The organism is Neglectibacter sp. X4 (genome assembly GCF_009917365.1).
Classification (GTDB): Bacteria; Bacillota; Clostridia; order Oscillospirales; family Acutalibacteraceae; genus Acutalibacter.
In genome coordinates this window covers 18,796-44,072 of record NZ_QWLE01000002.1, presented here as the reverse complement: position 1 = coordinate 44,072, position 25,277 = coordinate 18,796, and the positions used below count along the sequence as shown (strand labels likewise).

Below are 25,277 nucleotides of genomic sequence, written 5' to 3'. Positions count from 1 at the left end.
TAACTATAAAAAATAAACAGAAAGGAACGGTACCGGGCAAAGGGGCAGGGCTTCCACCTTTTTGCGGGATTTTTGGTATCGCATGGCGACTTTTTTATGAAACGCATTATCACTTATGGCACCTTCGATCTTTTACATTACGGGCACATCAACCTGCTGCGCAGGGCCAAGGAACTGGGGGACTATCTGATAGTGGCCCTGTCCACAGATGAGTTTAACTGGAACGAAAAGCAGAAGAAATGCTATTTCTCCTATGAAAAACGCAAGCAGCTCCTGGAGGCCATCCGCTATGTGGATCTGGTTATCCCGGAGGAAAACTGGGAGCAGAAAAAGACAGACGTAAAGGAATACCACATTGACACCTTTGTTATGGGGGACGACTGGGAAGGGAAGTTTGACTTTCTGAAAGAGCAGTGCCAGGTGGTTTACCTGTCCCGCACCCCGGAAATCTCCACCACCCAGATAAAGAAGGATTTAAACCGGTAACGGCTTTGGCAGGAATCCGCATATAGTGTAAAAAAATGGAAACTGCACAAGCGGTAGAGCTTTCGGGAAGAATAGGAAGGTAGGTTTTGCTTTTTTCGCCCTGTTCTGCTATAATGGGGGCAAAGCGCGGCGGTTTCCGCCAATTTTTCCCCGCTGCCGGATGGAGTTTTTGCCATGCATACAATTAAAAAATTAAAGCGTTCCATTGTGTTTATATTAAAGCTGGCCCTGTTTGCCGCCCTGTTCGGCATTTTCTTCGGGATTTTCGGCATCCATAACCCCTGGCTCTGGAACCTCTCCCGCACCACAGGCGTCACCATGGTCACGTTTATTGTGCTGGGCATTGCGCTGATGTCCGTGTACGGCGGCTATGCCGTAGGCGCCCAGAAATCAAAGCCCATTGTCCACTCCATGGCCCTGGCCACCATTATCACAGACCTGGTCACCCACCTGCAGTTGTCCATTATGAACACCAGCCAGTTTAACAACGATCATTTCGTCTATGAGACGCCCCATCTGCTGCTTTTGGTGATGGTGCTGCAGGTAATTGTCATTGTTTTCTTCTCTTATTTTGGCAATTTCATTTATTTTTCCCTGGAGCCGCCAGAGCGCTGCTGCGTGATATCCTCCTCCCGGGAGAGCCTGGGCAGCATTATCCCCAAGATAAAGCGCTTTAAGAAGCAGTATAACATTACGGAAACAGTGCGGTACGACTCCCCTAAGGTGCTGGACGTGATAGCCCGCAACGACACGGTGTTCCTTTACGATGTGCCCACCCGGGAGCGCACCAGCCTTATCGACTTCTGCTATCAGACCCAGAAGAACATCTATTACAACTTCGAGATGATCGACGTGGTAAGCCAGGGGGCCAAATACGTCACCCTGGACGACAAGTCCCTGGTGATGCACATGGCAAAGGACTTAACCATGGAGCAGCGCATTATAAAGCGCCTGATGGACATTTCCATCTCCCTGTTCGCCCTGGTGCTTACCAGCCCCATTATGCTGGTCTGCGCCGTTGCCATCAAGGCTGAGGACGGGGGCAAGGTGTTTTACAAGCAGAAGCGCCTGACAAAATACGGGCGGGTGTTCCAGGTGTACAAGTTCCGCACCATGAAAGAGGAAAACTCCATCCACAAATCTGTGACGGAAAACGACGACCGCATTACAAAGGTAGGCAACATCCTGCGGAAATTCCGCATAGACGAGCTGCCCCAGATGCTGAACATCTTAAAGGGGGACATGACTGTGGTAGGCCCCCGGCCGGAAATGCTGGAGAACGTGGAGAAATACACCAGCGACCTGCCGGAATTTTCCTACCGCCTGCGGATGAAGGCAGGGCTTACAGGCCTTGCCCAAATCTCCGGCAAGTATAACACCTCCCCCAAGGACAAGCTTGTTATGGACTTGATGTATATTGAAAACTACAGCATCTGGCAGGATTTGAAGCTGATTTTCCAGACTATCACGGTGTTCCTCAAGGCCTCTGAAAGCACGGAAGCCTTTGGCAGGGAAAACCTGTACGACTTTGACGAAGAGAAGGAATAGCGTTACAGTGTAAGGGAGGTTTGGCCCATGGAAGAATATTTCCGCCGGGTATTCCCCGGCTCCGCAGAGGAGTTCTGCCAAAAGGCGGAGTCCGCCATGGAAAGCGGCAGGCGCATGTTCGTTGTAACGGCAAACCCGGAAATCTTGATGGCAGCGGGCCGGGACGAAAAGGCCCGGGAGCTGCTGCTGTCTGCGGACGCGGAGATTGTGCCCGACGGCATCAGCGTGGTGAAGGCCATGGGAATGCTGGGCCTGCCCGTTACCGAGCGGATAACCGGGGTGGACTTGGCAGACAAGCTGCTGCACAGCGCGGGCCGTTCCGGCAAAAGCGTGTACCTTTTGGGCGCCAAGGAGGAAGTGGTGTCCACCCTGGCCAAAAACCTGAAAGCCCACTATCCTGCCATGACCCTCCATTACCATAACGGCTATGACGGGGACAAGGACTCCATCATGAAGGAAATTGCCATTCTCTCCCCGGACCTGGTGCTGGTGGGCCTGGGCGTGCCGGCCCAGGAGTTTCTCATCCACCGCCATCTGCAGGATTTTACAAAGGGCGTGCTTATGGGGGTAGGGGGATCTTTCGACGTGCTCAGCGGCATGAAGCGCCGGGCGCCCGCCCTTTTTGTCAAGACCAATACGGAATGGCTGTACCGTATTTTGCGGGAGCCTTCCCGCTTAAAGCGCTTCTGGCGATCCAACGTGAAATTCCTGGGCGAAGTGCGCAAGGCAGCTAGGAAGTAATGCAAGAAGGCCCCCTTTTTGGCGGGCCTTTTTACACTTGGGGCGGCGGGCGGTTTTGCAGGATTTCTCCGGACAGCTTGCATTTTGGTGATTATAATTCACTATATAAATGTGAACAAATTGTTAAATTACAAAATTATTCACACTAAACCTGTGGTTTTGTAAACGGTTTGTCATCTTTGTAACCAAGTTGTCATTTAGGCCCGCCATACCCGGAGAAGATGTGTTCCGAGAGCGTCTCGGGCACGCGAAGGAGTGTGCAGCCGCAAATTTTGCGGCGAAAAATTCCCGCATACGCTGCCCGCGTCTCGGATCCAACGTCACGTTGGTGCGTCTTGGATGCAGCGTCACGTTGCCCGCATCTCAGACGCAGCGTTACGCTTGCGGGAGCGCCCCGGACACACGATAATAAGCGTAAGCGCGGAATCGCATTCCGCAGCGAAAGATTTCTGCTTACGCTGCCCACGTCTTGGGCCAGGTGTCACACCTGTAAGGGATTTGTAAAAAAATTGTAGACATTAAATTGAGAAAGCTTGCGTATACTGTAGGAAGGATTGAATGCTATGAAAAAAATCCGTGTACTGTCTGTGTTCGGCACCCGGCCGGAAACCATAAAAATGGCGCCCCTGGTGAAAGAACTGCAAAAACGGGAGGGAATTGAAAGCCTTGTGTGCGTTACCGCCCAGCACAGGCAGATGCTGGATCAGGTGCTGCGGGCCTTTGCCATCCGCCCTGACTTTGACCTGGACATTATGCGCCAGGGCCAGACGCTCTCCGACATCACCGCCCGGGTGTTAAAAGGGCTGGAAAGCGTGCTCCAGGAGGCAAACCCCCACATAGTCTTGGTGCACGGGGATACCACCACCACCTTTGCCGGGGCCTTGGCAGCCTATTACGCCCAGATTGCAGTGGGCCATGTGGAAGCGGGCCTGCGCACAGGGGACAAGTATTCCCCCTTCCCGGAGGAGATGAACCGGCAGTTTGTGGGGTGCATGGCAGACCTGCATTTTGCCCCTACAGAATTAAGCCGCCAGAACCTTCTGCGGGAGGGAAAGAGGCCGGAAACCATTGTGGTGACAGGCAACACCGCTATAGACGCACTCTCCACCACTGTGCGGCAGGACTACACCGACGAGCTGCTGGAATGGGCCGCAGGCTCCCGGCTTATTGTGCTTACAGCCCACCGCAGGGAAAACCTGGGGGAACCTATGCACCGCATGTTCCGGGCTATCCGGCGGATTATCGAGGAGTTCCCGGATGTGAAGATGGTATATCCTGTGCATTTGAACCCCCTGGTGCAGAAGGCGGCGGAGGAAGAGCTGGGGGGCTGTAACCGGGTGCGGCTCATTGCGCCCCTGGAAGTGGTGGAATTTCACAACCTGCTGGCGCGCTCTGCCTTAATCCTGACGGACAGCGGCGGCATCCAGGAGGAAGCCCCCTCCCTGGGCAAGCCGGTTATCGTCCTGCGGGACACCACCGAGCGCCCGGAGGGCATTGCGGCTGGCACCTTGAAGCTGGCTGGCACAGGGGAAGAAACCATTTATGCCCTTATCCGGGAACTGCTTACAGACGAAAAAGAGTATGCCCGCATGGCCCATGCCAGCAACCCCTACGGGGACGGGCAGGCAAGCCGCCGCATTGCGGACGCCATTATAGATTATTTTAAGAAGGAGCGGCAGGACTGAAGGCCTCGCAGCAATTGCGGCTTTTTCAAAAGGCGCTGCGGGGCGCGGTCAGGCAACCGCGCGAAAAGGACAAGGAAGATATGGCACTGAAACTGAGGAATGACAAGAGCACAGCCCTGCCCCGGGAAGGGCGGCAGGGAGAGTTTATCGAAAAAAGCCAGTGGGGCATTGAGCTGGCCGTCAGCCGGTGGCACCTGCTGATGGCCGGCCTGCTGCTGACGGCAGCGGGGGCCTTTTTCCTGCTGGAAAAATTCCAGGCAGAGGGGGAGCAGCCGACAGAGCAGGTACATATGTATGGCTGGTATGCCGCTGTATACCTTCTGCTCACCCTGCTGGGAGCGGCCCTCTGCCTCCTGGAGTTCCGCATCCCCCACCTGGCCCGAAGGGCTTTTGGCTGGATACTGCTGGCGCTGGCTCCCCTGGGCACCTTCTACGCAGTGGATTTAATAAACGGCACCCGTATCCTCACCTTCCCCCTGCGCAAAGCCTTTGCAAACTATTTATGCTATCTGATGGTCTTTGCCGCCCTATACGCCCTGTGCCGCCGGGTGTGGATCACCATTTTCGCCGGGGGCGCGGCCTTCCTCACCTTTGGCATTGCCAATTATTTTGTGGTGCAGTTCCGGGGCCAGCCCATTCTGCCCTGGGATCTCCAGTCTGTGGGCACCGCTATGGCGGTTTCCGGGGGCTATGAATACACCCCCACCCAGCAGATGGCCCTGGCGGCTATGGCTTTTTTGTGCTTCACTGTGTTCAGCTCCAAAACCGGGCCGCAGGGACGGGGCACAGCCACCCGGCGGTTCCGCATGGGAGAGCGCCTTACGGCGGTGTGCATGTCCATCGGCCTGTTTTTCCTGCTGTTCCCCGCCAACATCCTTTCCAGCATGGGCATTTCTGTGTGGGCCTGGAACCAGAAGGTGAGTTCAGAGCTGACAGGCATTGTGGCAGGCTTTTTCGCAAACGTCCAGTTTGTGATGGTGGAAAAGCCGGAAGGCTATTCCACCCAGGCCGTGAAAGCCCTGGGAGAAGAGCTTTCAGAAAAGGAAAGCCCCCAAATACTGGGCAGCCCGGAAAAACTGCCTACCATCATTGCCATTATGAACGAGTCCATGACAGATTTCTCCCGGGTGGGCGGCATGTCCTTCACCCCGGACAACCTGCCCTTTATCCACTCCCTGGAAGCCTCGGGCCAGATTGTATGGGGCACAGCTTATTCCTCTGTATACGGGGGCAACACCTGCAACAGCGAGTATGAGTTCCTCACCGGCAACACCACAGCTTTCCTGCCTGTCAGCAGCAAGCCCTATCAGCAGTATATCGACCACGAGCAGGCGGGCCTGCCCAGCATCCTGAAAAGCTATGGCTACCGCTGCCTGGCGGTACACCCGGGCAGGCGTTCTGCCTGGCAGCGGGACGAGGCCTATCCCTATCTAGGCTTTGACGAGTTTATAGACGCCTCTGTTTTTGACGTGCCCCGGCGCTATGAGCATGGCCTGACCAGCGACCGTTCCTGTTATGATCAAGTGATATATGAATATGAAAACCGAGGAGACAGCCCTTTGTTCCTCTTTAATGTGACCATCCAGAACCACGGCGGCTATGAGGACGAGGAGTATGAAACCACTGTACAGCTTACAGACTATCCCGGGAAGTTCCCCCAGGCAGAGCAGTACCTGAGCCTGACGAAAAAATCGGACACAGCGCTGGAATTTCTGCTGGACTATTTTGCCAGGCAGCCAGATCCGGTTGTGGTGGTGTTCTTTGGGGATCACTGGCCCAACCTGGAGCCAGGATTTGTGCAGGAGCTGCTGGGGACAGACGATGATGCTGTCAACATCGAGACCATGATGCGCAAATACCAGGTGCCTTTCTTCATCTGGGCAAATTACCCCCTGGAAGGGGAAGAAATAGAGAGCATCAGCCTGAATTACCTTTCCGGTCTCTTGCTGCGGGCGGCGGGCTTAGAGGGCACAGCCTATACGAAATTTTTGGAAGAGCTTCGGCAAACCCTGCCGGTAATAACGGCAGTGGGGATGATAGACAAGGAGGGGGAAGTTTACAAAAACGAGGGGGGAACCCCTTACGACAGCCTTCTGAACGAGTATGCCATGCTCCAGTATAACCACGCCTTTGAGGATGAAGGCCGCCAGGACAGGCTCTTTGAGGTAGAGAGCCGCTGAATATAGTAAACGCAGTTCAAAAGAGGCATTCTGCCTCTTTTGGACCAGGCGGTAAAGCCGTCTGGCTTGAAAACCGGGTTGTACCGATTTTCAAGTGCGTTTACTATAAACCACGCCCAGCGGCTTGGCACGCAGCCTTGCGCACCGAATTTAATCAGCGCTTCCATAAAAAGAATCCCGCGCCTGCTGGCGCGGGATCTCTTTTTATGCTTTTACAGTTCAACTTCTACGCCGCCCACGTCCCGGACAGAGAGCACATGGCAGGCGCCTTCCCCGAACACCTTCTCCATGCCCTCCCGGTAGGCGTCCAGCAGATCTAAGGGCACATAGGCCTGCATGGTGCCCGCAAAGCCGCCCCCGTGTACACGGCAGGCCCCCCTGCCCTGCAGCAGGGATTCTGCCACAGCCAGCGCCAGGGTGATGCCCTGCTCCGCCGGGGCGGAGCTTGCGAACACGTTTTGCAGGCGCATGAGGGAAGAGCGCCCGGAATCCCGCACCATCCGGAGGAAGCCCTCAAAGTCCCCCTGCTCCAGGGCCTTGGCTTCCGCTGCCGCCAGGCGGTCGTCATCAAAGAAATGCATGGCCCGCAGCACGGCCCTGTCCCCGGCGGCGGCGCGCAGGGCCTTTATGTTCTGATAAAATTCTTTTTCGTCCACATCCCGCAAAAATTCCCTGCCGAAAAAGGCCGCGGCCTTCTTCATCTCCGCCGGGATGGCGGCATATTCATCGGTGAGGTCTGCATGGTTGCCGCCGGTGTCCACCACGCAAAGGGCATAGTCGTAAGCCGCCAAATCCAGCTCCCGCTTTTCGATAACAGGCTTTTGTGGATTGTGAAAGTCCATAGCCGTCACCCCGCCCACAGAGCTTGCCATCTGGTCTAAAAGCCCGCAGGGCTTGCCAAAATACACATTTTCCGCATACTGGGCTATCATGGCGGCTGTCACCGGATCGATTTCTCCCCCATTAAACAGGCAGCTCACCACCGTCACCACCAAAATTTCAAAGGCCGCGGAACTGGAAAGGCCAGAGCCTTTCAGCACCCGGGTCTTGGTAAAGCAGTCGAAGCCGCCAATTTCATAGCCCAGCTCCTTGCACCGGGCGCAGATGCCCCGGATAAGGGAGCGGGAACCATAGTCCGACTGGTTGGGGGCAAGGCTAGTAATGTCCACCTCGTCCACCCGGTCATATTCCACCGATTTCAGCCGGATAACCTCCAGGCCGTTAGGCTTTGCCATGCCCACCACGTCCAGGTTGATGGCAGCGGCCAGCACCCTGCCATGGTTGTGGTCAGTGTGGTTGCCGCCGATCTCCGTGCGGCCCGGGGCGCTGAAAAAGCGCGCCTCCTGGGAATCGCCGAAGAAGGTTTCAAACCCCGCCCGAATCTCCTCATACCGGGCCTTTTCCTGTTCCCAGTCCGCCCCATATAAATGCTTCACGCTTGCTTTCATAGATATGCCGCCTTTCTTTAACATTTCGCATTCCCGCTAAGGTCATAGACAAATTACGATTATTGGGCAGCCGTCCACCAGTGAATGGCTGCCCGCTTTGGATATTTTAACGGATGGTTTGATGAAGCCGCTTTCAGCAGCACCAATCTGAAAAGGGGAGGGAAAAACAGATGCGCCCCTGTTTTCCCTGCCTCAGGCGCCGAACAGCTTTTTTGCCCTCTCCATGTGCCCGATAATCTTCACCCCAAAGGGGCACCTTTCCTCGCAGGCGCCGCAGGCAATGCAGTCCCCCGCTTTGGCAGAAAGGGCGGCATAATGCTCCCGCACTGTCTCTGGCACCATGCCCTGGGCCGCGCACAAATCGGCAAATTTGTTTACGGCGGCAATGTCAATGCCTGCGGTGCAGGGGGCGCAGTGCCCGCAGTACATGCATTTGTCTGTAAAGGGGTGGGCCGGACAGCCGCTGAGCAGCCCGGCATAGTCCTTTTCCTTCTCCGGCGCTTCGCTGTAGGCCGCGGCCTGCAGAAGCTCCTCCACGCTTTGCGCGCCGCAGAGCACGGTGGCCACCCCGGGGCGGGTCAGGCAGTAGTGCAGGCACTGGATAACCGTCATGGCCGCGCCAAAGGGGGATTCCCCGGCCTTAAGCAGCGCGCCGCCGCCATAGGGCTTCATGACGGTAAGGGCCACGCCCTGGCTTTCGCACAGGCTGTAAAGCTCCAGGCGATCCGGATCTGTGGAGGACAGCGCGTCCGGGGCCTCATAGGTGGACTTTTCAAAAAGGACGTTTACATCCTCGCTGGGGGGCAGGATGTCGTAAGCCGGGTTGACGCTGAACATGATAACGTCTATAAAGCCGGTTTTGGCCGCCGGTATGGCTATCCGGGGATTGTGGGTGCTCATGCCCAGGTGCCGGATTTTCCCCAGGGCCTTCTGCTCCTTGGCAAACTGGATGACTTCCCCGGAAAACACCTCATCAAAATCCTTCTGCTCGTCCACATAGTGAACCATGCCCACGTCAATGTAGCCTGTGTCCAGCCGGTCCATTAAATCCGCGAAGGCAGCTTTTACCTCCCCCATGTCCCGGGTGCGTTTATACTGCCCGTCAATCCAGGCAGAGCACAGGTGGGCCTGGAGGATGAACTTGTCCCGGCGGCCCTGCATGGCCCTGCCAAAAGAGCTGCGGATGTATGGCTCGGGGTTATAAAGGTCAAAGTAATTGACGCCGGCCTTTAGGGCGGCGTTTATCAGCTCCTGGGCAAAAGCGTCGTCCTGGTTGACAAAGGCCTCGCTGCCCAGCCCGATTTCACTGACAGAAAGGCCTGTGCGGCCTAAAATCCTGTTTTTCATATGGCTTCCTCCTATTCGGTTCCTGCCTTTACTATAGTGGAAACTGGATGAAAACGCAAGGGGGGAATCCGGGATTTCTTTGTGAATTTTTCGCGGGCGGCTTTACCGCCCTGCCCTTCCCCCGCAGGCTTCCACCAGCGCTTCATGGGCCGCCGCCATCACCCCCAGCAGCACAAGCAGGTAGAAGGGGAACAGCGCCGGGGACAAATGATCTGCCAGCACGCCGAAGAAGGGCGGCATCAGGCAGGCGCCCCCATACATGGAGGGCCAGGCCGCCCCCAGAAGGGAATCGGGCAGGCCCAGGCTGATAAAAGCCACATAAATAATGCTGAGCAGAAGCGAAGCCATAAAACAGCCTCCTTTAAAAATGGGTTTGTTTTCCCATTATAGCAGTGTCTTTTCGGGAAATCCAGACAGAATCGAGGAAAAAATATAAGAATCCTGCAAAAATGCCGGAAAAGAAAGCCGGAAGCAAAGCTTCCGGCCTTCTGGGTTTCCTTATTTATGGTACAGCCTGTTGGTCTGGTAAGTCGGCTCGCAGGTCAGGTTCACCCCCAGCTTGCGGAAGACGGTTTCATCCACATGGGAGAGGATAACCGAAGCGTGGGCCTCGCACCCGCGAAGCTTTTTAAGCTGCCGCATGGCAAGCTCTGCTGTGGGGTTGGTGGCGGCGCAGATGGACAGGGCGATTAAAATCTCGTCTGTGTGCAGCCGGGGGTTGCGGCTGTCCAGGTGCTGGGTTTTCAGCTTCTGGATAGGCTCAATGATAATGGGGGAAATCAGGTGGATGTTCTTCTGAATGCCTCCCAGCTCCTTCAGGGCATTTAAGAGGGCGGCGGCAGCAGCCCCCAGCAGGGGCGTGGTTTTGCCTGTAACCACCCGGCCGTCCGGCAGGCTGATGGCGGCGGCAGGCATACCGGTTTCCCCGGCCCGGGCCATGCAGGCGGTAACCACAGGCCTGTCCTCCGGCTTAATACCGGCCCGGTTCATCAGCAGCTCGATTTTATACACCACTTCCCCGTCCCCGGTGCCTTGGCGCTTATCGCACCGGGCGCTGTAATAGCGGCGGATGATTTCCTGCAGGGAGGCCTCGCAGCAGGCCCCATCGTCTATAATGCAGTTTCCCGCCATATTCACCCCCATGTCCGTAGGGGACTTATAGGGGGACTCCCCGGCAATCTTCTCGAAGATGGCGTTCAGCACCGGGAACACCTCAATATCCCGGTTGTAGTTGACGGCGGTTTCGCCGTAAGCCTCCAGGTGGAAGGGGTCTATCATGTTCACGTCGTTGAGATCGGCGGTGGCGGCCTCATAAGCCAGGTTCACAGGATGGGTCAGGGGCAGGTTCCAGATGGGGAAGGTTTCAAACTTCGCATACCCAGCCTTAATGCCCCGGCGGTGCTCATGGTATAGCTGGCTTAAGCAGGTGGCCATTTTCCCGCTGCCAGGGCCGGGGGCGGTTACCACCACCAGGGAGCGGCTTGTCTCCACATATTCATTTTTCCCAAAGCCCTCCCCGCTTACAATCAGCGGGATATTGGAGGGATAGCCTGGGATGGTGTAGTGCCGGTACACCTTCACCCCCAGCCCCTCCAGCCGGCTTTGGAAGGCCTGGGCGCCGGGCTGGGCGGCATACTGGGCCAGCACCACGCTGCCCACATACAGGCCGATTTCCCGGAAGGCGTCGATAAGCCGGAGCACGTCCAAATCGTAGGTGATGCCCAAATCCCCCCGCACCTTGTTTTTCTCAATGTCAGAGGCGTTTATCACAATGACAATCTCCGCCTGATCCTTCAGCTCCAGGAGCATGTTGATTTTGCTGTCCGGCTTAAAGCCCGGCAGCACCCGGGAAGCGTGGTAGTCGTCAAAAAGCTTTCCCCCAAACTCCAGGTACAGCTTCCCTCCAAAGCGTTCGATGCGATCCCGGATATGCTGGGACTGCGTTTGCAGGTATCTGTCGTTGTCAAACCCCGTTTTCATCCTCATTACTGCCCCTTTCTCCACTGTTTGCCTGCCGCTTTACACCTTTTTTGCCGGCAACAAAAAAACCAACCCCCTGCCTGGCGGGCGGGGGCCTTTTACCGTTTGTTCTCAGTTGCCTTGCAATAGTATACCACATTCCGGGCCGCCGCGCAAGATGGGCAGGCCCTGGTTTGGGCAGCTTTTTGTGGGCATTTCACAACGCGCCCCGGGGGGAAATTTATCACTTTTCACACGTTGACTTTTTTCCCGCAATTCACTATAATTGTTAGGATACGAATTTTTTGAGAGTGGGAAAACCCAAAAACGTTTTGGAAAGGATGATGTGCATGGCAGGAAAATTGTCATCTATGTTCGGCGCGCAGGATATGACCCAGGGCAGCCCGGTGGGCAATCTTGTGAAATTTTCAGTGCCGCTGCTTATCGGCAACCTGGCCCAGCAGCTTTACAGCACAGTGGACTCCATTGTGGTGGGAAATTATGTAGGCGACGGGGCTTTGGCGGCAGTGGGGGCCAGCGGCCCTATTTTAAACCTGCTGCTGGTGCTTTTTATGGGCATTTCCGTAGGCGCCAGCATTATGGTGTCCCAGTATTACGGCGCCGGGGAGCGGGACAACCTTTCCGAAACCGTAGGCACCACCATCACAGCCACCCTGGTTTCCTCCATTTTTATCATGGTGCTGGGGCCGCTGATCACCCGGCCTGTAATGGCCCTGCTGGACACCCCGGCGGATATCTATGAGATGTCCTGCACCTATCTGGTGATTCTGTTCGCGGGCATCATCGGCTGCGCCTACTATAACATTATTTCCGGCATTCTCCGGGGCCTGGGGGATTCCATCATGCCCCTTATTTTCCTCATTGTGGCCTGCGTGCTCAACATCATACTGGACATCTGGTTTGTGGCAGGCTTCCAGATGGGGGTTGCCGGCGTTGCCTGGGCCACCATTATCGCCCAGGCGGTTTCCGGGGCACTGTGCCTGTGGCGGCTGATGCGCATGAAGGACGTGCTTACCGTAAACCTCCACACCCTGCGTCCCAAGGGGCTTTTTGTGAAAAAGCTGGTGCAGCTTGGCCTGCCCAGCGGCCTGACCCAGGCCATTTTCTCCTTTGCCATGATTATTATCCAGTCCCTGACCAACTCCTTCGGCACCGCCGTTATCGCCGCCAATACGGTGGTGATGCGCGTGGACGGCTTTGCCATGATGCCAAACTTCACCTTTGGCACCGCCATGACTACATACACAGGGCAGAACATCGGCGCAAACCGGGTAGACCGGGTGGAGGAGGGCACCAAGGGCGGCCTGAAGGTGGGCCTTGCGGTGTCTGTCATCCTGGTGGGGCTTATCCTGCTTTTTGGCAAGTACCTGATGGAGATGTTCACGTCCACGCCTGAGGTCATTGATCTGGGCCAGCAGATGCTGCGCACTCTGGCTGTGGGCTATGTGGCCATGGCTGTCACCCAGATTCTCTCCGGCGTTATGCGCGGGGCAGGCGACACCATGACCCCCATGTGGATTTCCATCATCACCACCGTTATCGTCCGGGTGCCCATCGCCTACGGCCTGGAGTTCCTCACCCGGCCCGAGGGCGGCGCTATGGGTTCCGGCGCGCCCACGCCCCTGTTCTTCTCCCTGCTGCTGTCCTGGGTTATCGGCGCGGTGCTGACAGCTATTGCCTATAAGATGGGCAAATGGAAGAAAAAGTCTATTATCAACACGGAAAAGGAATAAGAAACATAAAAAAGAAGACACAGGCCTAAAAAGCCTGCGCCTTCTTTTTTATTGTTGTTTTGTCAAGGGCTTTTTGCTATACTTTTTTAGGGTAAGGCTCCATGCCCCCCGAATCTTTACGAAATCTTTACCCTTTTCTTTACCGCTGTCTTTACCTTTTGGGTGTACAATAGGGGCACCATACTAAAGGAGGTACGCATGATGGAATATGTATTGACAGCCCAGGGGCTTTCCAAACAGTATAAGCATTTCAAGGCCCTGGATAATTTCTCCCTCCATGTGCCCAAAGGCTCCATATACGGCTTTGTAGGCAAAAACGGCGCGGGGAAAACCACCCTCATCCGCCTGGTCTGCGGCCTGCAGCGGCCCACTGGGGGCAGCTATACCCTGTACGGCCTGCAAAACGGTGCAAAGGACATCACCATGGCCCGCAGGCGCATGGGCGCGGTGGTGGAAACCCCCTCCATCTACCTGCACCTGACAGCGGAGGAAAACCTAAAAGAGCAGCACCTGGTGCTGGGCAGGCCGGACTTCGACCGCATACCAGAGCTTTTAGAGCTGGTGGGCTTAGGGGACACAGGCAGGAAAAAGGCCCGGAATTTCTCCTTAGGCATGCGCCAGCGGCTGGGCATAGCCGTGGCTTTAGCCGGGGATCCGGATTTCCTCGTCCTGGACGAACCCACCAACGGCCTTGACCCCCAGGGCATCATCGAAATGCGGGAGCTGATCCTGCGCCTGAACCGGGAGCGGCAGATTACCGTCCTCATCTCCAGCCACATTCTCGACGAGCTTTCCCGCCTTGCCACCCACTATGGGTTTATCGACCAGGGCCGGATGGTAAAGGAAATCAGCGCCGAAGACCTGGAGGCTGCCTGCCGCAAATGCACCCGCCTCACTGTCAGCGACACAAAGGCCCTATCGAGGGTGCTGGACAGCATGGTGCTGAAATACAGCATTGTAAACGACAGCGTGGCAGACGTGTACGACCCCTTGAACATCACCCAGCTTATCAAGGCCCTGGACCAGGAGGGCTGCCAGGTGCTCTCCATGCAGGAGCGGGACGAATCTTTGGAAAGCTATTTCATCAATCTGGTAGGAGGTGCCCACCATGAATAAACTGGTATTCGCGGGCTTTGCCCGGTTAAAAAAGGATTTGGCCTTTTGGGTGTGCTTTTGGGGCATGGCGGCGCTGGGCGTCTATCTTCCGGTGGCACAATATTTTGACAGCCTGCGCTATAACACGGTTTTCGCGCCGGATGACCTTGTCTTTAATTATACGCCGTTTATCTGCATCGCGGCGGCGGTGTTCATCAGCCTGTACCTGGGCATAGACTACAGCGACGGCACCATCCGCAACAAAATGATGGTGGGCCGCACCCGCAATGAGATCTATATGTCCAACTGGGTGGTGTGCGTCATAGGGACTTTGCTTTTGTGCCTGGCTTTTGCCGTACCCGCCACAGTAATCTCCCTCTTCCTGCTGGGCGCCGCGAAAGCGCCCGCCATGGCCTTTTTGACGACCGCGCTTCTCAGCATATTGGTGGCCGTCGCGGTCACGTCCATTTACGTGCTGGTGAGTATGCTGTGCCCCAATAAAGCTGTCGCGTCCACCATATGCCTCATCATCCCCATGGTGCTGTTTGTCGCCGCTACTGTGATAAACGGCGCTTTAATGGAGCCGCCCACGAATGAGGGCATGGTGACGTTTACAGAAAACGGTATGGAGATAGCCGATGACAGCGTCCCCAACCCCGCCTACCTGACCGGTATAAAGCGGGCCGTCTATGAGTTCCTCAACGACTTCCTGCCTGTAAACCAGGCGATACAGTGCGCGGGCATGGGAATCACAAACCCTTTGCGCTTTGCATTGTGTGATTTGGGGATAAGCCTTGCCAGTATTTTTGCGGGCCTGGGGCTGTTTGCCAGAAAAGACCTAAAGTGAGGGCAACGTAACGTTGCATCTTCGACGCGGGGAAACGGGTGGCGAGTTTGCGCTGCGGCACGTTGTGCCGCGCTTATGCAGGCAAACGCGAACACTGTTGGTGTTGTGCGTGTCAAACGCGCCCCACATAGGGGCAATTTTGCGGCAAGGGGATGACCTGCTATGGGAAATATTTTACGTGCCTGGGCACGAAGCATCTGCCGGGACTGGCTCTTCTGGGCGGAGACGGCCTTCGCGGCCTGGGGCGGGGGGTTTATGGTCCTGAACGGCGTGGAGGCCTGCCGCGAAAAGAACGCTGCTTTTCCCTGGGACTCCGGGGCCTTCAACTGCCTGATGATAGCCAGTATCGTGCTGCCGGTGTTCTGCTCCATCACCCTGGGCCGGGAGTACGGCTGCGGCGGCATGCGCAATAAAACGGCCGTGGGGCACGGGCGGGGCAGGGTCTATTTTTCCGCGCTGCTTGTCAGCTTTATGGCGGCGCTGTGGTTTGCGGGGGTATACCTGCTGTGCTATCTGGGGCTTTTCCTGGCCCTTGCACCGGAGGCGGAGATGAGCCGGGAGCCGGGGTACCTGCTGGCCCTGGCTGTGTGCTCCCTGATAGTGCTGCTGGCGCTGGCGGCGTTTTTTACGGCCCTTGCCATGCTGATACAGAGCCAGGCCTGGGGCGTGACCATAGGCCTGGCGGCAGGCTTCCTCTTTGTGATAGCGGGGTGGTTTGTAAGCCTCCTTCTCCACACGCCGGAATTTTTACCCCTGTACGCCTCAGGGACGGACAACCTGTCCCTGCCCACCGGGGAGATGACCATTAACCCGGCCTGCCCCCAGGGCGCGTATCGGTCGGCGCTGGAATTTTTCTACAATTACACCCTGGGCGGCATGGTGTTCCAGTGCTCCTCCCTGGACGCAGGAAAGCCCTGGCTCATCATCCTGAACGCTGGGGTGACAGGGGCGCTTGCCACCCTGGCAGGCGTCCGGGGCTTTTACCGGAAAGACCTGCGCTGACCCAGCGGGGGCAAAACAACAAAAAGCAAAACCACACCCACACCGGGCGCCGGGCGCAAAAGCCCCGGCCAGCATCGGTGTGGGTGCGGTAAGTTTTTAGGTCAAGCCTTTTTCCAAAAAGGCTTGTGAGGTTTGGAGCAAAGCTCCAAGGTCTTAGGAGGTAGGAAGAATGGCAGGATGGATATTGGCGGCTGTGCTGGGGTGCGTGGCGGCAGGGCTGGGAATCAAGGTGCGGCTGATGCGCAAGGCCGCCCGGGAGCTGGTGCAGGGCCTGAAAGAGCGCAAAGACATGGAAACAAACACCCTGGTGGACATTTCCAGCCGGGACAAGGCCATGCGGAAGCTGGCGGCGGCGCTGAACCGGGATCTTGCGCTGCTGCGGGAAAAACGGCGGCAGTACCAGCAGGGGGACTTGGAGCTGAAAGAAGCCGTCACCAATATCTCCCACGACCTGCGCACCCCCCTCACCGCCATCCGGGGCTACCTGGAACTGCTGGAGCGGGAGGAAAGCCCGGCCCTTGCCAGGAAATACCTGGGCCTTATCGCGGGCCGGGTGGAAGCCATGAGCCGCCTCACAGAAGAGCTGTTCCGTTATTCCATGGTGGCGGCAGAGCCTGTGCGCCTTCAGCCCGTCGATTTTTCCCGGGCGCTGGAGGAAAGCCTGGTGTCCTTTTACGGGGCCTTCCAGGGGCGGGGCATTGCGCCGGAAATCAGCCTGCCGGAAGGGCCGGTGCCCCGGCAGCTTGACGGGGAGGCCCTTAGCCGGGTGCTCTCCAATATCCTCTCCAATGCCCTGAAATACAGCGGCGGGGATCTAAAAGCGGCCCTCACCAAAGACGGCAGGGCCACTTTTGAAAATTCCGCGCCAGGGCTGAACCCGGTGTCCGCCGCCCGGCTTTTCGACCGCTTTTACACAGTGGAAACCGGGCGGGATTCCACTGGCCTGGGGCTTTCCATCGCCAAGCTTCTCACCGAGCGCATGGGCGGTGCCATCACCGCCTCCTGGGAAAAGGGCAGGCTGCGCATTGAGCTGTCCTTCCCGGAATAAGATTACATCACCCGTACAGTGAACCGCCGCTCTGTTTTCTCCCCGGGGGAAAGGGTAATCATGCCCTTTTTCCCTGTAAACTCGTCCCCCTCTGTGGTGAGGGTGGCGCAGCCCGTCCAAGGCTCCAAGCATACGTAAGGCCCGTCGTTCTGGGCAGACCACACCCCCAGCATGGGGAACCCGGCAAAGTCCATCTCAATGCCCTTCCCTGTTTTCTTGTTCACAATTGCCGCCTTATGGGAGTTAAGGCCGGAAAACACCAAAGCATCCCGGTAAAACAGGTTGTGCCGCAGGGGGATCTCCCTGCCCTCCAGGGCAAAGCCCGGGGTTTCATAGTCCAGCAGCCCGGTGTCCATCCGGACAGTGGGGCACTGCTGGCTTTCCTCCTGCTCAAACCGGAGGACGTAGTCCTCAAATTCCGCCCCGTCCTCCAAAGGAAGGTTAAAGCCCGGGTGCCCGCCAATGGCAAAGGGCAGCGGCTCCTTCCCGGTGTTCTCCACAGTAAAGGCAGTGGCATAGCCCTCCTCTGTCAAAGCATATTCCACCGTCAGCGCGAAGCTGAAGGGATATGCTTTTTTTGTGTCCCCGTCATCCTGAAGCCGGAGGAAGATGTCCCCCTCCCCCCGTCTCACCAAATCAAATTCCTTGTGCTTGGCAAAGCCGTGTCGGGTCATTTCAAACCAGGCGTCCTTGATTTTCACCCGGTTATCCCGCAAGGCCCCCACAATAGGGAACAGCACAGGGGCATGCTCCCGCCAGTAGGCCGGATCCCCTGTCCACAAAAGCTCCCGGCCCTGCGCGTCCTCCAGGGAGATAATCTGCGCCCCCAGGGTGTCCACCTTTGCTGTAAACTTGTCATTCTTAATGGTAAATATCATAAAAAGCCGCCATGCGGTACAGGATTCCCCGCACCGTTCCTTTCTCTATATTTTTCAAACAGGCTCTTAGAACCTGTATTCATAATCGAAATTGCCGGATGAGCGGGAATTTTTGAAGCCAATCAAGGCAAATGTTCGCAGCAAGGCTGTCGCCTTGCAAGAAAATTTAACATAGAGTGGCTTCAAAAAGGCCGCTTAGACGGTGGTTATAGGTTGTGAATACAGGCTCTTAAACCGCCTTTCCCTTCCTGGCCCCCTCCACAATCTCCCGGGAGCGCCTGCAAAGCTGGGTAATTTCCTCCCACCTGCCGTTTTCAATCAGCTCCGCCGTCACCATGTAAGAGCCGCCGCAGGCGCAGATGCAGGGGCAGGCGCTGTAGGCCTCCAGATTCCCCAGGGAAATGCCCCCGGTGGGCATCACCTTAAACTGGGGGAAGGGGGCGCTCATGGCCTTAATTTTCGCCAGGCCCCCAGACTGCTCCGCCGGGAAAAACTTAATCACCTCCAGGCCGAATTTCAAAGCGGCATGGTAGTCCGTGGGGGTGGTGCAGCCGGGATAGATGGGCACGCCCTTTTCCTTTGCATAGGCCACCAGCTCCGGGTCAAAGCCAGGGGTGACGATAAACTGCCCCCCAGCCGCCAGGGCCTTGTCAATATGCCCTGTTGTGGTCACTGTGCCAGCCCCCACCAGCATGTCCGGGCAGGCCTCCTTCATCAGGCGGATGGCTCTTTCAGCCCCGGCCGCCCGGAAGGTCACCTCCGCCACAGCCACGCCTCCCGCGCACAATGCCTTTGCCAGGGGGACCGCGTCTCGCTCCGGGTTTGTAAGCTTAATCACCGGCACAATGCCGATAGCGGCAATCTGTTCATTTATTCTATGCATAGCTTTCCCCTCCTTTTCGTTACTCCCCAAATGAAAGGTACGCGCCCTTCATGGGAGATTCTGCCAGCTCTGAGAACAGGCGCAGCACCCCGGACTGGTATTTCGCAGGCTTCGGCGCCCAGTGCTTTTTGCGCTCTGCCAATATTTCCTCCATCTCCTCCGGGGTTTTGCGCTCCCCCTTCACCCCCACAATGGCGAGGATGCGCTTCTCCACGTCCAGCTCAATCAAGTCCCCTTCCTCCACCAGGGCAATAGGCCCGCCGGCCTGGGCTTCAGGGCTGCAGTGGCCGATAACAGGCCCGGTAGAGGCCCCGGAGAACCGCCCGTCCGTAATCAGGGCAATGCTGCGGCCCAGTTCCTTGTCAGAGGAAATGGCCTCGGAGGTGTAGAACATCTCCGGCATACCGGAGCCTTTCGGCCCCTCATAGCGGATAAACACCGCGTCCCCGGGCTTCACCCGGCGGTGCAGCACCGCGTCAATGCATTCTTCCTCGCTGTCAAAGGGGCGGGCGTTTAAAACGGCGGAGAACATCTCCTTGGGGCAGGCGGTATGCTTGATAACCGCGCCCTCCGGGGCCAGGTTCCCCTTTAAAATGGCAATAGAGCCGTCACAGCCCAGGGCTTTGCCGTAGGGCCGGATAACATCTTCCTTCTGTATGCTGATGCCGTATTTCCGGTTGGCCTCCTCCAGCCATTTCTGGCAGCGCTCATAAAAGCCGTCCCGCTTCAGATCCTCCAGGTTCTCCCCCAGGGTTTTCCCTGTAACCGTCATGGCGTCCAGGTGCAGATGGCCCTTAATCTCCTCCATAATGGCGGGCACGCCGCCGGCATAGTAGAAGAACTCGGCGGGCCAGCGCCCGGCGGGCCGCACGTCCAGCAGGTATCTCGCCCCCCGGTGAAGCCTGTCAAAGGTATCCCCTGTAATGGTGAGGCCATATTCATGGGCTATAGCCGGCAGGTGCAGCAGGCAGTTGGTAGAGCCGGAAATGGCGGCATGGACCAAAATGGCGTTTTCAAAGCTGTCCATGGTCACAATGTCCCGGGGCCGCATGTTTTCCGAGCAGGCCAGCTTCACAGCCAAGGCCCCTGCCCGCCGGGCATATTCCAGCAGGTCGGGGCTTGTGGCAGGCAGCAGGGCGCTGCCCGGCAGGGACAGCCCCAGGGCCTCCGCCATAATCTGCATGGTAGAGGCTGTGCCGATAAAGGAGCAGGCCCCGCAGCTTGGGCAGGCGTTCTCCTTGGCCCAGTTAAACTTCGCCTCGTCAATTTCCCCCCGCTGGTACATAGCGCTGTACATGCCAAGCTGCTCCAGGGTCAGAAGCTCCGGACCTGCCGCCATGGCGCCTCCCGCCACCACCACAGAGGGGATGTTCACCCGGGCCATGCCCATCAGGTTCCCGGGCATTCCCTTGTCGCAGCTTGCCAGGTACACCCCGGCGTCAAAGGGGGTGGCGTTTGCCTGTATCTCAATCATGTTGGCAATCATCTCGCGGCTGCAAAGGGAGAAGTTTATGCCGTCAGTGCCCTGGCTTTCCCCGTCGCAGATGTCCGTGCAGAAGTACCGGGCACCATAGCCCCCCGCGGCGGCGACACCCTCCCGCACAGCCTCCACCAGCTTGTCCAGGTGGCCAGAGCCTGGGTGGCTGTCCCCAAAGGTGCTCTCCACAAAAATCTGGGGCTTGGGGAGATCCTCCGGCTTCCAGCCGGTGCCCAGCCGGAGGGGATCCAGCTCCGGGGCAAGGGTGCGCATTTTCTGGCTTATCAGCATGGCAATCGTCCTTTCCAGGTATGGTTTCTAAATAGAAAATTTCCTCTTATCAGGATACCATGGCATTTCCCACAATACAATTGTTTATTCTGCCAGTTTATTCCCGCTCCGCTTTGTGCAACCAGCCAAATGTTTGCTGGGAAATACAGGGAGGATTGTAAAAAATCTTGGAAGAATGCGTTCAGGTATTGAAATGTATACTAAAAAGGTGTATATTAAACCCAGGCGGGCACACTATCCTTGCTTCATCGGGTTCCCGCCCACTTTTCAGGAAAGGATGATTTTTCATGGGCAGAAAGGTATACGCGGACAACGCCGCTACCACTGCTGTTTCCCCGCAGGTTCTGGAGGCGATGCTTCCGTTTTATAAAGAAGTTTACGGCAACCCCTCCAGCCTGTACGGGCTGGGGCAGGAGGCCAAGGCAAAGCTGGAACAGGCCCGGGAGACAGTAGCCAAATGCCTGGGCGCAAAGCCCAACGAGATTTTCTTCACAAGCTGCGGCACAGAAAGCGACAACTGGGCCATCAAAGGCTGCGCAAAGGCCCAGCTTAAAAAACATGGCAAAAACCACATCATCACCTCCGCCTTTGAGCACCACGCGGTGCTGCACACCTGCCAGGCTTTGGAAAAGGAGGGCTTTGCCGTCACCTACCTGCCTGTGCACAAGGACGGCCTGGTGCGCCCGGAGGAGGTGGAGGCCGCCATAACGGACAAAACGGCCCTTGTTACCATTATGTACGCCAATAACGAAATCGGCACCATCCAGCCCATCCCGGAAATCGGGGAGATCTGCCAGAAGCATGGGGTGCCCTTCCACACAGACGCGGTGCAGGCTGTGGGCAACGTCCACATCGACGTAAAGGCCCAGCACATTGACATGCTGTCCTTAAGCGGGCACAAGCTCCATGGGCCTAAGGGCGTGGGGGCGCTGTATGTCCGGCTGGGCACGCAGCTTCAGAACCTGCTGGACGGCGGCGCCCAGGAGCGTGGCAAGCGGGGCGGCACAGAAAACGTGGCAGAAATCGCGGGCCTTGCCGCCGCTATGGAGGAGGCCTGCTCCACCATAGACCAGCGCATTGCCCGGCTTACCCCCATGCGGGACAAGCTCATCGACGGGCTTTTGAAAATAGAGCGCAGCCGCTTAAACGGCCACCGGGAGCACCGGCTCCCCGGCAACGTCCACTTCTGCTTCCAGGGGGTGGAGGGGGAATCCCTGCTGCTGATGCTGGACATGCAGGGGGTGTCCGCCTCCTCCGGCTCTGCCTGCACCAGCGGATCCTTAGACCCCAGCCATGTGCTTTTAGCCATCGGCCTGCCTCACGGGGTGGCCCACGGATCCCTGCGGCTAAGCTTTGGGGACTACAACACCATGGAGGATGTTGACTATCTCCTGGAGGTCATCCCCCCCATCATCCAGCGCCTGCGGGCCATGTCCCCCTTGTGGGACTCCATCCAGAAGGGGCAGGTCAGCTATGACGAATATATGTAGGTGATACGATGAAACGCATGAACCCAAGACGCGCACGTGCGCTTCTGCGGGGGCTGGCCTTCCTGGCCACACTGGCCTCCTCCGGCATCGGCATCATGTTCATAACTATGGCAGGGGGAATGCCCCCCTTGCTCCGGATCCTCTTCCTGATACCCATCCTCAGCGCCCCGGTGCTGGTGGGGCTGCTGGTGTGGCAGGCAGTGCGGCCTGGGAACAAAACCCAGGCAAACCGCGTGGCCCTGCGGGAAGCCGCCCCAGCTCCCCGGGACGGGCTGGTGGAAGAGGACAGAACCATCGTGATGATAAAGCAGAAGCGCTTCCGGAGATATTAAGAAGCCGTTTCTGGTGAACCTGTTCTTCCAGGGGCGCAGGGAATTTCAAAGAGAAATAAAGCTTTCCAGAAAAATACGGAAAATCGAAAAGAAAGGATGACCTCATATGGCATACAGTGCAAAGGTAATGGAGCATTTCTCCAATCCCCGCAACGTGGGGGAAATGAAGGAATACAGCGGGGTGGGCGAGGTTGGCAACCCCAAATGCGGGGACATTATGCGCATGTATATCAAGGTGGAGGGGAACACCATCACAGACGTTTCCTTTATGACCTTCGGGTGCGGCGCGGCCATTGCCACCAGCAGCATGGCAACAGAGATGATCAAGGGCAAAACCATTGACCAGGCCTTAAAGCTTACCAACAAGGCCGTTATGGAGGCTTTAGACGGCCTGCCCCCGGTAAAGGTACACTGCTCCGTATTGGCAGAGCAGGCCATCAAGGCAGCTGTGGCAGACTATTACACCCGCCAGGGCATTGATCCCCTGCCCATTGTGGGGGAACTGACCGAGTGTGACCACTGCGCCTGCGACGCGTAACGCTGCCGGAACGAATCATGGCCTGAACCACTTCCCGGTTCAGGCCATTTTTGCGGATGCGCTTCAACTCTCCCCGCCTCCTGCTTTGGGGGCGGGAGGCAAATCGCCGGAGCCGCCCATCATCCTGGTCAGCTCCTCAATGCGCTCTAAGGGGAAGGGGGGGCAGGCCAACGGCTTTAAGGCAATGGACATCAGCTTCATGGGGTTGTCGTCTGCCAGCACCCGGTTGGAGCTGAGGGCGCCGCACCGTTTGCAGCGGTGGACAATGGCCCACTCGCCGTTATGGCGCACCCATACGGCAACCGGCTCCATCACTCCCCCGCAGTCAGACGCCCTGTCCCCAGGCTCTATGTCCACATGGAGGCTGGAGAGGCAGTTGGGGCAGTGGTTGCGGTGATCGCTGCCCGCCCCGGCAGGCACCACCTCCCGCCCGCAGACCTTGCAGATGAAGGTTTCATCGCAGGCATGGGTTTTGTAAAAGCCTTTTTCATATTGGCGGCGTTTGTTTTCCCGGTTCATGTATACACGCTCCCGCTTTGTTTTGATTCAGTATAGCACAGCGCGGGAGGGATTGCAATGAAAAACAATTGCTTTTTCCTGCCGTTTGCGTTATGATGGATGAAGCAATTTATTTTAGGGTCAAACCCTTTTAAAAAAGGGGTTTGTGGGTTCTGGGGGCGAACCATGAGCCGGCCGAGCCGGCAGACGGGACAGCGTCCCCAGGATCTCAAAAGGAGGAGAAAAACCATGACAAACATCCCAGAAGTAAAAATCGGCGTGGTCGCCGTATCCCGGGACTGCTTCCCGGAATCCCTGTCCGTAAACCGCCGCAAGGCCCTGATAAGCGCCTTTGCCGCCAAATACGGCGCGGAAGCGCCCAGCGTCTATGAGTGCCCTGTCTGCATTGTGGAAAGCGAAATCCACATGGTGCAGGCCCTGGAGGACGTCAAAAAAGCCGGGTGCAACGCCTTGGTGGTATACTTGGGGAACTTCGGCCCGGAAATTTCCGAGACGCTTTTAGCCAAGCACTTCGACGGCCCCGCCATGTTCATTGCCGCCGCGGAAGAAAGCGGCGACGACCTGGTGGGCGGCCGGGGCGACGCCTACTGCGGCATGCTCAATGCCAGCTATAACTTAAAGCTCCGGGAAATCAAAGCCTACATCCCGGAAAACCCCGTAGGGGACGCGCAGGACTGTGCCGACCGCATCCACGAGTTCTTCCCCATTGCCCGGGCGCTGATAGGGCTTCAGAACCTGAAAATCATCAGCTTTGGCCCCCGGCCCTTAAACTTCCTGGCCTGCAACGCGCCTATCAAGCGGCTGTACGACCTGGGCGTGGAGATTGAGGAAAACTCAGAGCTAGATTTGTTCGAGGCCTTCCACAAGCACGCGGGGGACAAGCGCGTTCCGGCGATTGCCAAAGAGATGGCGGAGGAGCTGGGCGAGGGCAACAAGAAGCCGGAAATCCTCGAAAAGCTGGCCCAGTATGAAATCACCCTGCTGGACTGGGTGGAGGAACATAAGGGATACCGGAAATACGTGGCCCTCACCAGCAAATGCTGGCCCGCCTTCCAGACCCAGTTCGGCTTTGTGCCCTGCTATGTAAACTCCCGGCTGACAGGCCGGGGCATCCCTGTCTCCTGCGAGGTGGACATCTGGGGCACCCTCAGCGAGTTCATCGGCGCCTGCGTCTCCAGCGACATTGTCACCCTGCTGGACATCAACAACACAGTGCCCAAGGATATGTATAAGTCCGACATTGAGGGCAAGTTCCCCTATAGCCTCACAGATACCTTCATGGGCTTCCATTGCGGCAACACCTGCTCGAAAAAGCTGTGCAAGCCCACCATGAAGTACCAGATGATCATGGCCCGCAGCCTGCCTGAGGAGGTCACCCAGGGCACCCTGGAAGGGGACATCCAGCCTGGCGATATCACTTTCTTCCGGCTGCAAAGCACAGCAGACTGCATCCTCCGCGCTTACGTGGCCCAGGGCGAGGTGCTGCCTGTGCCCACACGCTCCTTTGGCGGCGTAGGCGTGTTTGCCATCCCGGAAATGGGCCGGTTCTACCGCCACGTGCTCATTGAGAAGAATTACCCCCACCACGGGGCCGTAGCCTTCGGCCACTATGGCAAGGCCCTTTTCGAGGTGTTCAAGTTCCTGGGCGTGGAGGACATTGGATTTAACCAGCCCAAGGGGATGCTCTATAAGAGCGAAAACCCCTTCTGTTAAGGCCCCTCAGGAGGAA

The 25,277-nt window shown here is 57.3% G+C and carries 21 protein-coding genes and 1 pseudogene; 14 read left to right on the top strand and 8 right to left on the bottom strand.

From position 1 onward, the window contains the following. Nucleotides 1-96: 96 nt before the first annotated feature. The 5 genes from tagD to D1841_RS02255 all read left to right on the top strand — a co-directional run bounded on the left by tagD (nt 97) and on the right by D1841_RS02255 (nt 6,640). The gene (tagD, locus tag D1841_RS02275; protein ID WP_160641783.1) at nt 97-486 is read left to right on the top strand and encodes a glycerol-3-phosphate cytidylyltransferase; all 390 of its coding nucleotides are present in this window, start codon (nt 97-99) and stop codon (nt 484-486) included. 174 nt (nt 487-660) lie between these two features. Beyond that, nucleotides 661-2,034, top strand: a complete 1,374-nt coding sequence (locus tag D1841_RS02270; RefSeq protein ID WP_160641782.1) for an exopolysaccharide biosynthesis polyprenyl glycosylphosphotransferase — start codon at nt 661-663, stop codon at nt 2,032-2,034. A 27-nt stretch (nt 2,035-2,061) separates the two neighbouring features. Beyond that, the gene (locus tag D1841_RS02265) at nt 2,062-2,775 is read left to right on the top strand and encodes a WecB/TagA/CpsF family glycosyltransferase (protein ID WP_160641781.1); all 714 of its coding nucleotides are present in this window, start codon (nt 2,062-2,064) and stop codon (nt 2,773-2,775) included. Between the two features lie 563 nt (nt 2,776-3,338). Further along, complete coding sequence (wecB, locus tag D1841_RS02260) at nt 3,339-4,460, top strand: non-hydrolyzing UDP-N-acetylglucosamine 2-epimerase (RefSeq protein ID WP_160641780.1); 1,122 nt, start codon at nt 3,339-3,341, stop codon at nt 4,458-4,460. A gap of 80 nt (nt 4,461-4,540) precedes the next feature. Beyond that, nucleotides 4,541-6,640: an LTA synthase family protein gene (locus tag D1841_RS02255; RefSeq protein WP_160641779.1), complete on the top strand. Its 2,100-nt coding sequence runs from the start codon at nt 4,541-4,543 to the stop codon at nt 6,638-6,640. 212 nt (nt 6,641-6,852) lie between these two features. Here D1841_RS02255 and D1841_RS02250 read toward each other — a convergent pair whose 3' ends face one another. The 4 genes and pseudogenes from D1841_RS02250 to D1841_RS02235 form a co-directional block, all read right to left on the bottom strand. Beyond that, nucleotides 6,853-8,088, bottom strand: coding sequence for a galactokinase family protein (locus D1841_RS02250; protein ID WP_160641778.1), 1,236 nt, complete (start codon nt 8,086-8,088; stop codon nt 6,853-6,855). Between the two features lie 192 nt (nt 8,089-8,280). Next, on the bottom strand, nt 8,281-9,435 hold the full coding sequence (locus D1841_RS02245) for an aldo/keto reductase (protein ID WP_160641777.1): 1,155 nt from the start codon (nt 9,433-9,435) through the stop codon (nt 8,281-8,283). A gap of 219 nt (nt 9,436-9,654) precedes the next feature. After that, nucleotides 9,655-9,783 (bottom strand): annotated as a pseudogene (locus tag D1841_RS19700) (MFS transporter); the annotation flags it as partial. 150 nt (nt 9,784-9,933) lie between these two features. Then, nucleotides 9,934-11,415, bottom strand: a complete 1,482-nt coding sequence (locus tag D1841_RS02235) for a DUF1846 domain-containing protein (RefSeq protein WP_160641793.1) — start codon at nt 11,413-11,415, stop codon at nt 9,934-9,936. Between the two features lie 329 nt (nt 11,416-11,744). Between D1841_RS02235 and D1841_RS02230 the strand changes: the two genes are divergently transcribed. From D1841_RS02230 to D1841_RS02210, 5 genes are all read left to right on the top strand, one after another. Then, a complete protein-coding gene (locus tag D1841_RS02230; protein ID WP_160641776.1) occupies nt 11,745-13,148 on the top strand; it encodes an MATE family efflux transporter in 1,404 nt (467 codons plus the stop codon). A 201-nt stretch (nt 13,149-13,349) separates the two neighbouring features. After that, nucleotides 13,350-14,264, top strand: a complete 915-nt coding sequence (locus tag D1841_RS02225) for an ATP-binding cassette domain-containing protein (protein ID WP_160641792.1) — start codon at nt 13,350-13,352, stop codon at nt 14,262-14,264. Beyond that, nucleotides 14,257-15,090, top strand: a complete 834-nt coding sequence (locus D1841_RS02220; protein ID WP_160641775.1) for an ABC transporter permease subunit — start codon at nt 14,257-14,259, stop codon at nt 15,088-15,090. Before D1841_RS02225 ends, D1841_RS02220 begins: the two co-directional genes overlap by 8 nt. A 162-nt stretch (nt 15,091-15,252) precedes the next feature. Next, the gene (locus D1841_RS02215; protein WP_160641774.1) at nt 15,253-16,092 is read left to right on the top strand and encodes a hypothetical protein; all 840 of its coding nucleotides are present in this window, start codon (nt 15,253-15,255) and stop codon (nt 16,090-16,092) included. Nucleotides 16,093-16,261: 169 nt separating this feature from the next. Continuing rightward, on the top strand, nt 16,262-17,140 hold the full coding sequence (locus D1841_RS02210; protein WP_160641773.1) for a sensor histidine kinase KdpD: 879 nt from the start codon (nt 16,262-16,264) through the stop codon (nt 17,138-17,140). Between the two features lie 2 nt (nt 17,141-17,142). Here D1841_RS02210 and D1841_RS02205 read toward each other — a convergent pair whose 3' ends face one another. The 3 genes from D1841_RS02205 to ilvD all read right to left on the bottom strand — a co-directional run bounded on the left by D1841_RS02205 (nt 17,143) and on the right by ilvD (nt 20,666). Further along, the gene (locus D1841_RS02205; RefSeq protein ID WP_160641772.1) at nt 17,143-18,018 is read right to left on the bottom strand and encodes an aldose 1-epimerase family protein; all 876 of its coding nucleotides are present in this window, start codon (nt 18,016-18,018) and stop codon (nt 17,143-17,145) included. 229 nt (nt 18,019-18,247) lie between these two features. Further along, on the bottom strand, nt 18,248-18,901 hold the full coding sequence (eda, locus tag D1841_RS02200) for a bifunctional 4-hydroxy-2-oxoglutarate aldolase/2-dehydro-3-deoxy-phosphogluconate aldolase (protein ID WP_160641770.1): 654 nt from the start codon (nt 18,899-18,901) through the stop codon (nt 18,248-18,250). 19 nt (nt 18,902-18,920) lie between these two features. Next, on the bottom strand, nt 18,921-20,666 hold the full coding sequence (ilvD, locus tag D1841_RS02195) for a dihydroxy-acid dehydratase (protein ID WP_347563932.1): 1,746 nt from the start codon (nt 20,664-20,666) through the stop codon (nt 18,921-18,923). 290 nt (nt 20,667-20,956) lie between these two features. Here ilvD and nifS point away from each other — a divergent pair, with 290 nt between their 5' ends. The 3 genes from nifS to nifU all read left to right on the top strand — a co-directional run bounded on the left by nifS (nt 20,957) and on the right by nifU (nt 23,029). Next, entirely contained in the window at nt 20,957-22,159 is a 1,203-nt protein-coding gene (nifS, locus tag D1841_RS02190; RefSeq protein ID WP_160641768.1) for a cysteine desulfurase NifS, read from the top strand. A 17-nt stretch (nt 22,160-22,176) separates the two neighbouring features. Then, nucleotides 22,177-22,491, top strand: a complete 315-nt coding sequence (locus tag D1841_RS02185) for a hypothetical protein (RefSeq protein ID WP_160641767.1) — start codon at nt 22,177-22,179, stop codon at nt 22,489-22,491. Nucleotides 22,492-22,597: 106 nt separating this feature from the next. Beyond that, a complete protein-coding gene (nifU, locus tag D1841_RS02180) occupies nt 22,598-23,029 on the top strand; it encodes a Fe-S cluster assembly scaffold protein NifU (protein ID WP_160641766.1) in 432 nt (143 codons plus the stop codon). A 63-nt stretch (nt 23,030-23,092) separates the two neighbouring features. Here nifU and D1841_RS02175 read toward each other — a convergent pair whose 3' ends face one another. After that, a complete protein-coding gene (locus tag D1841_RS02175) occupies nt 23,093-23,548 on the bottom strand; it encodes an RNHCP domain-containing protein (protein WP_160641765.1) in 456 nt (151 codons plus the stop codon). A 228-nt stretch (nt 23,549-23,776) separates the two neighbouring features. Between D1841_RS02175 and D1841_RS02170 the strand changes: the two genes are divergently transcribed. Continuing rightward, entirely contained in the window at nt 23,777-25,261 is a 1,485-nt protein-coding gene (locus tag D1841_RS02170) for an L-fucose/L-arabinose isomerase family protein (protein ID WP_160641764.1), read from the top strand. Nucleotides 25,262-25,277: the final 16 nt, after the last annotated feature.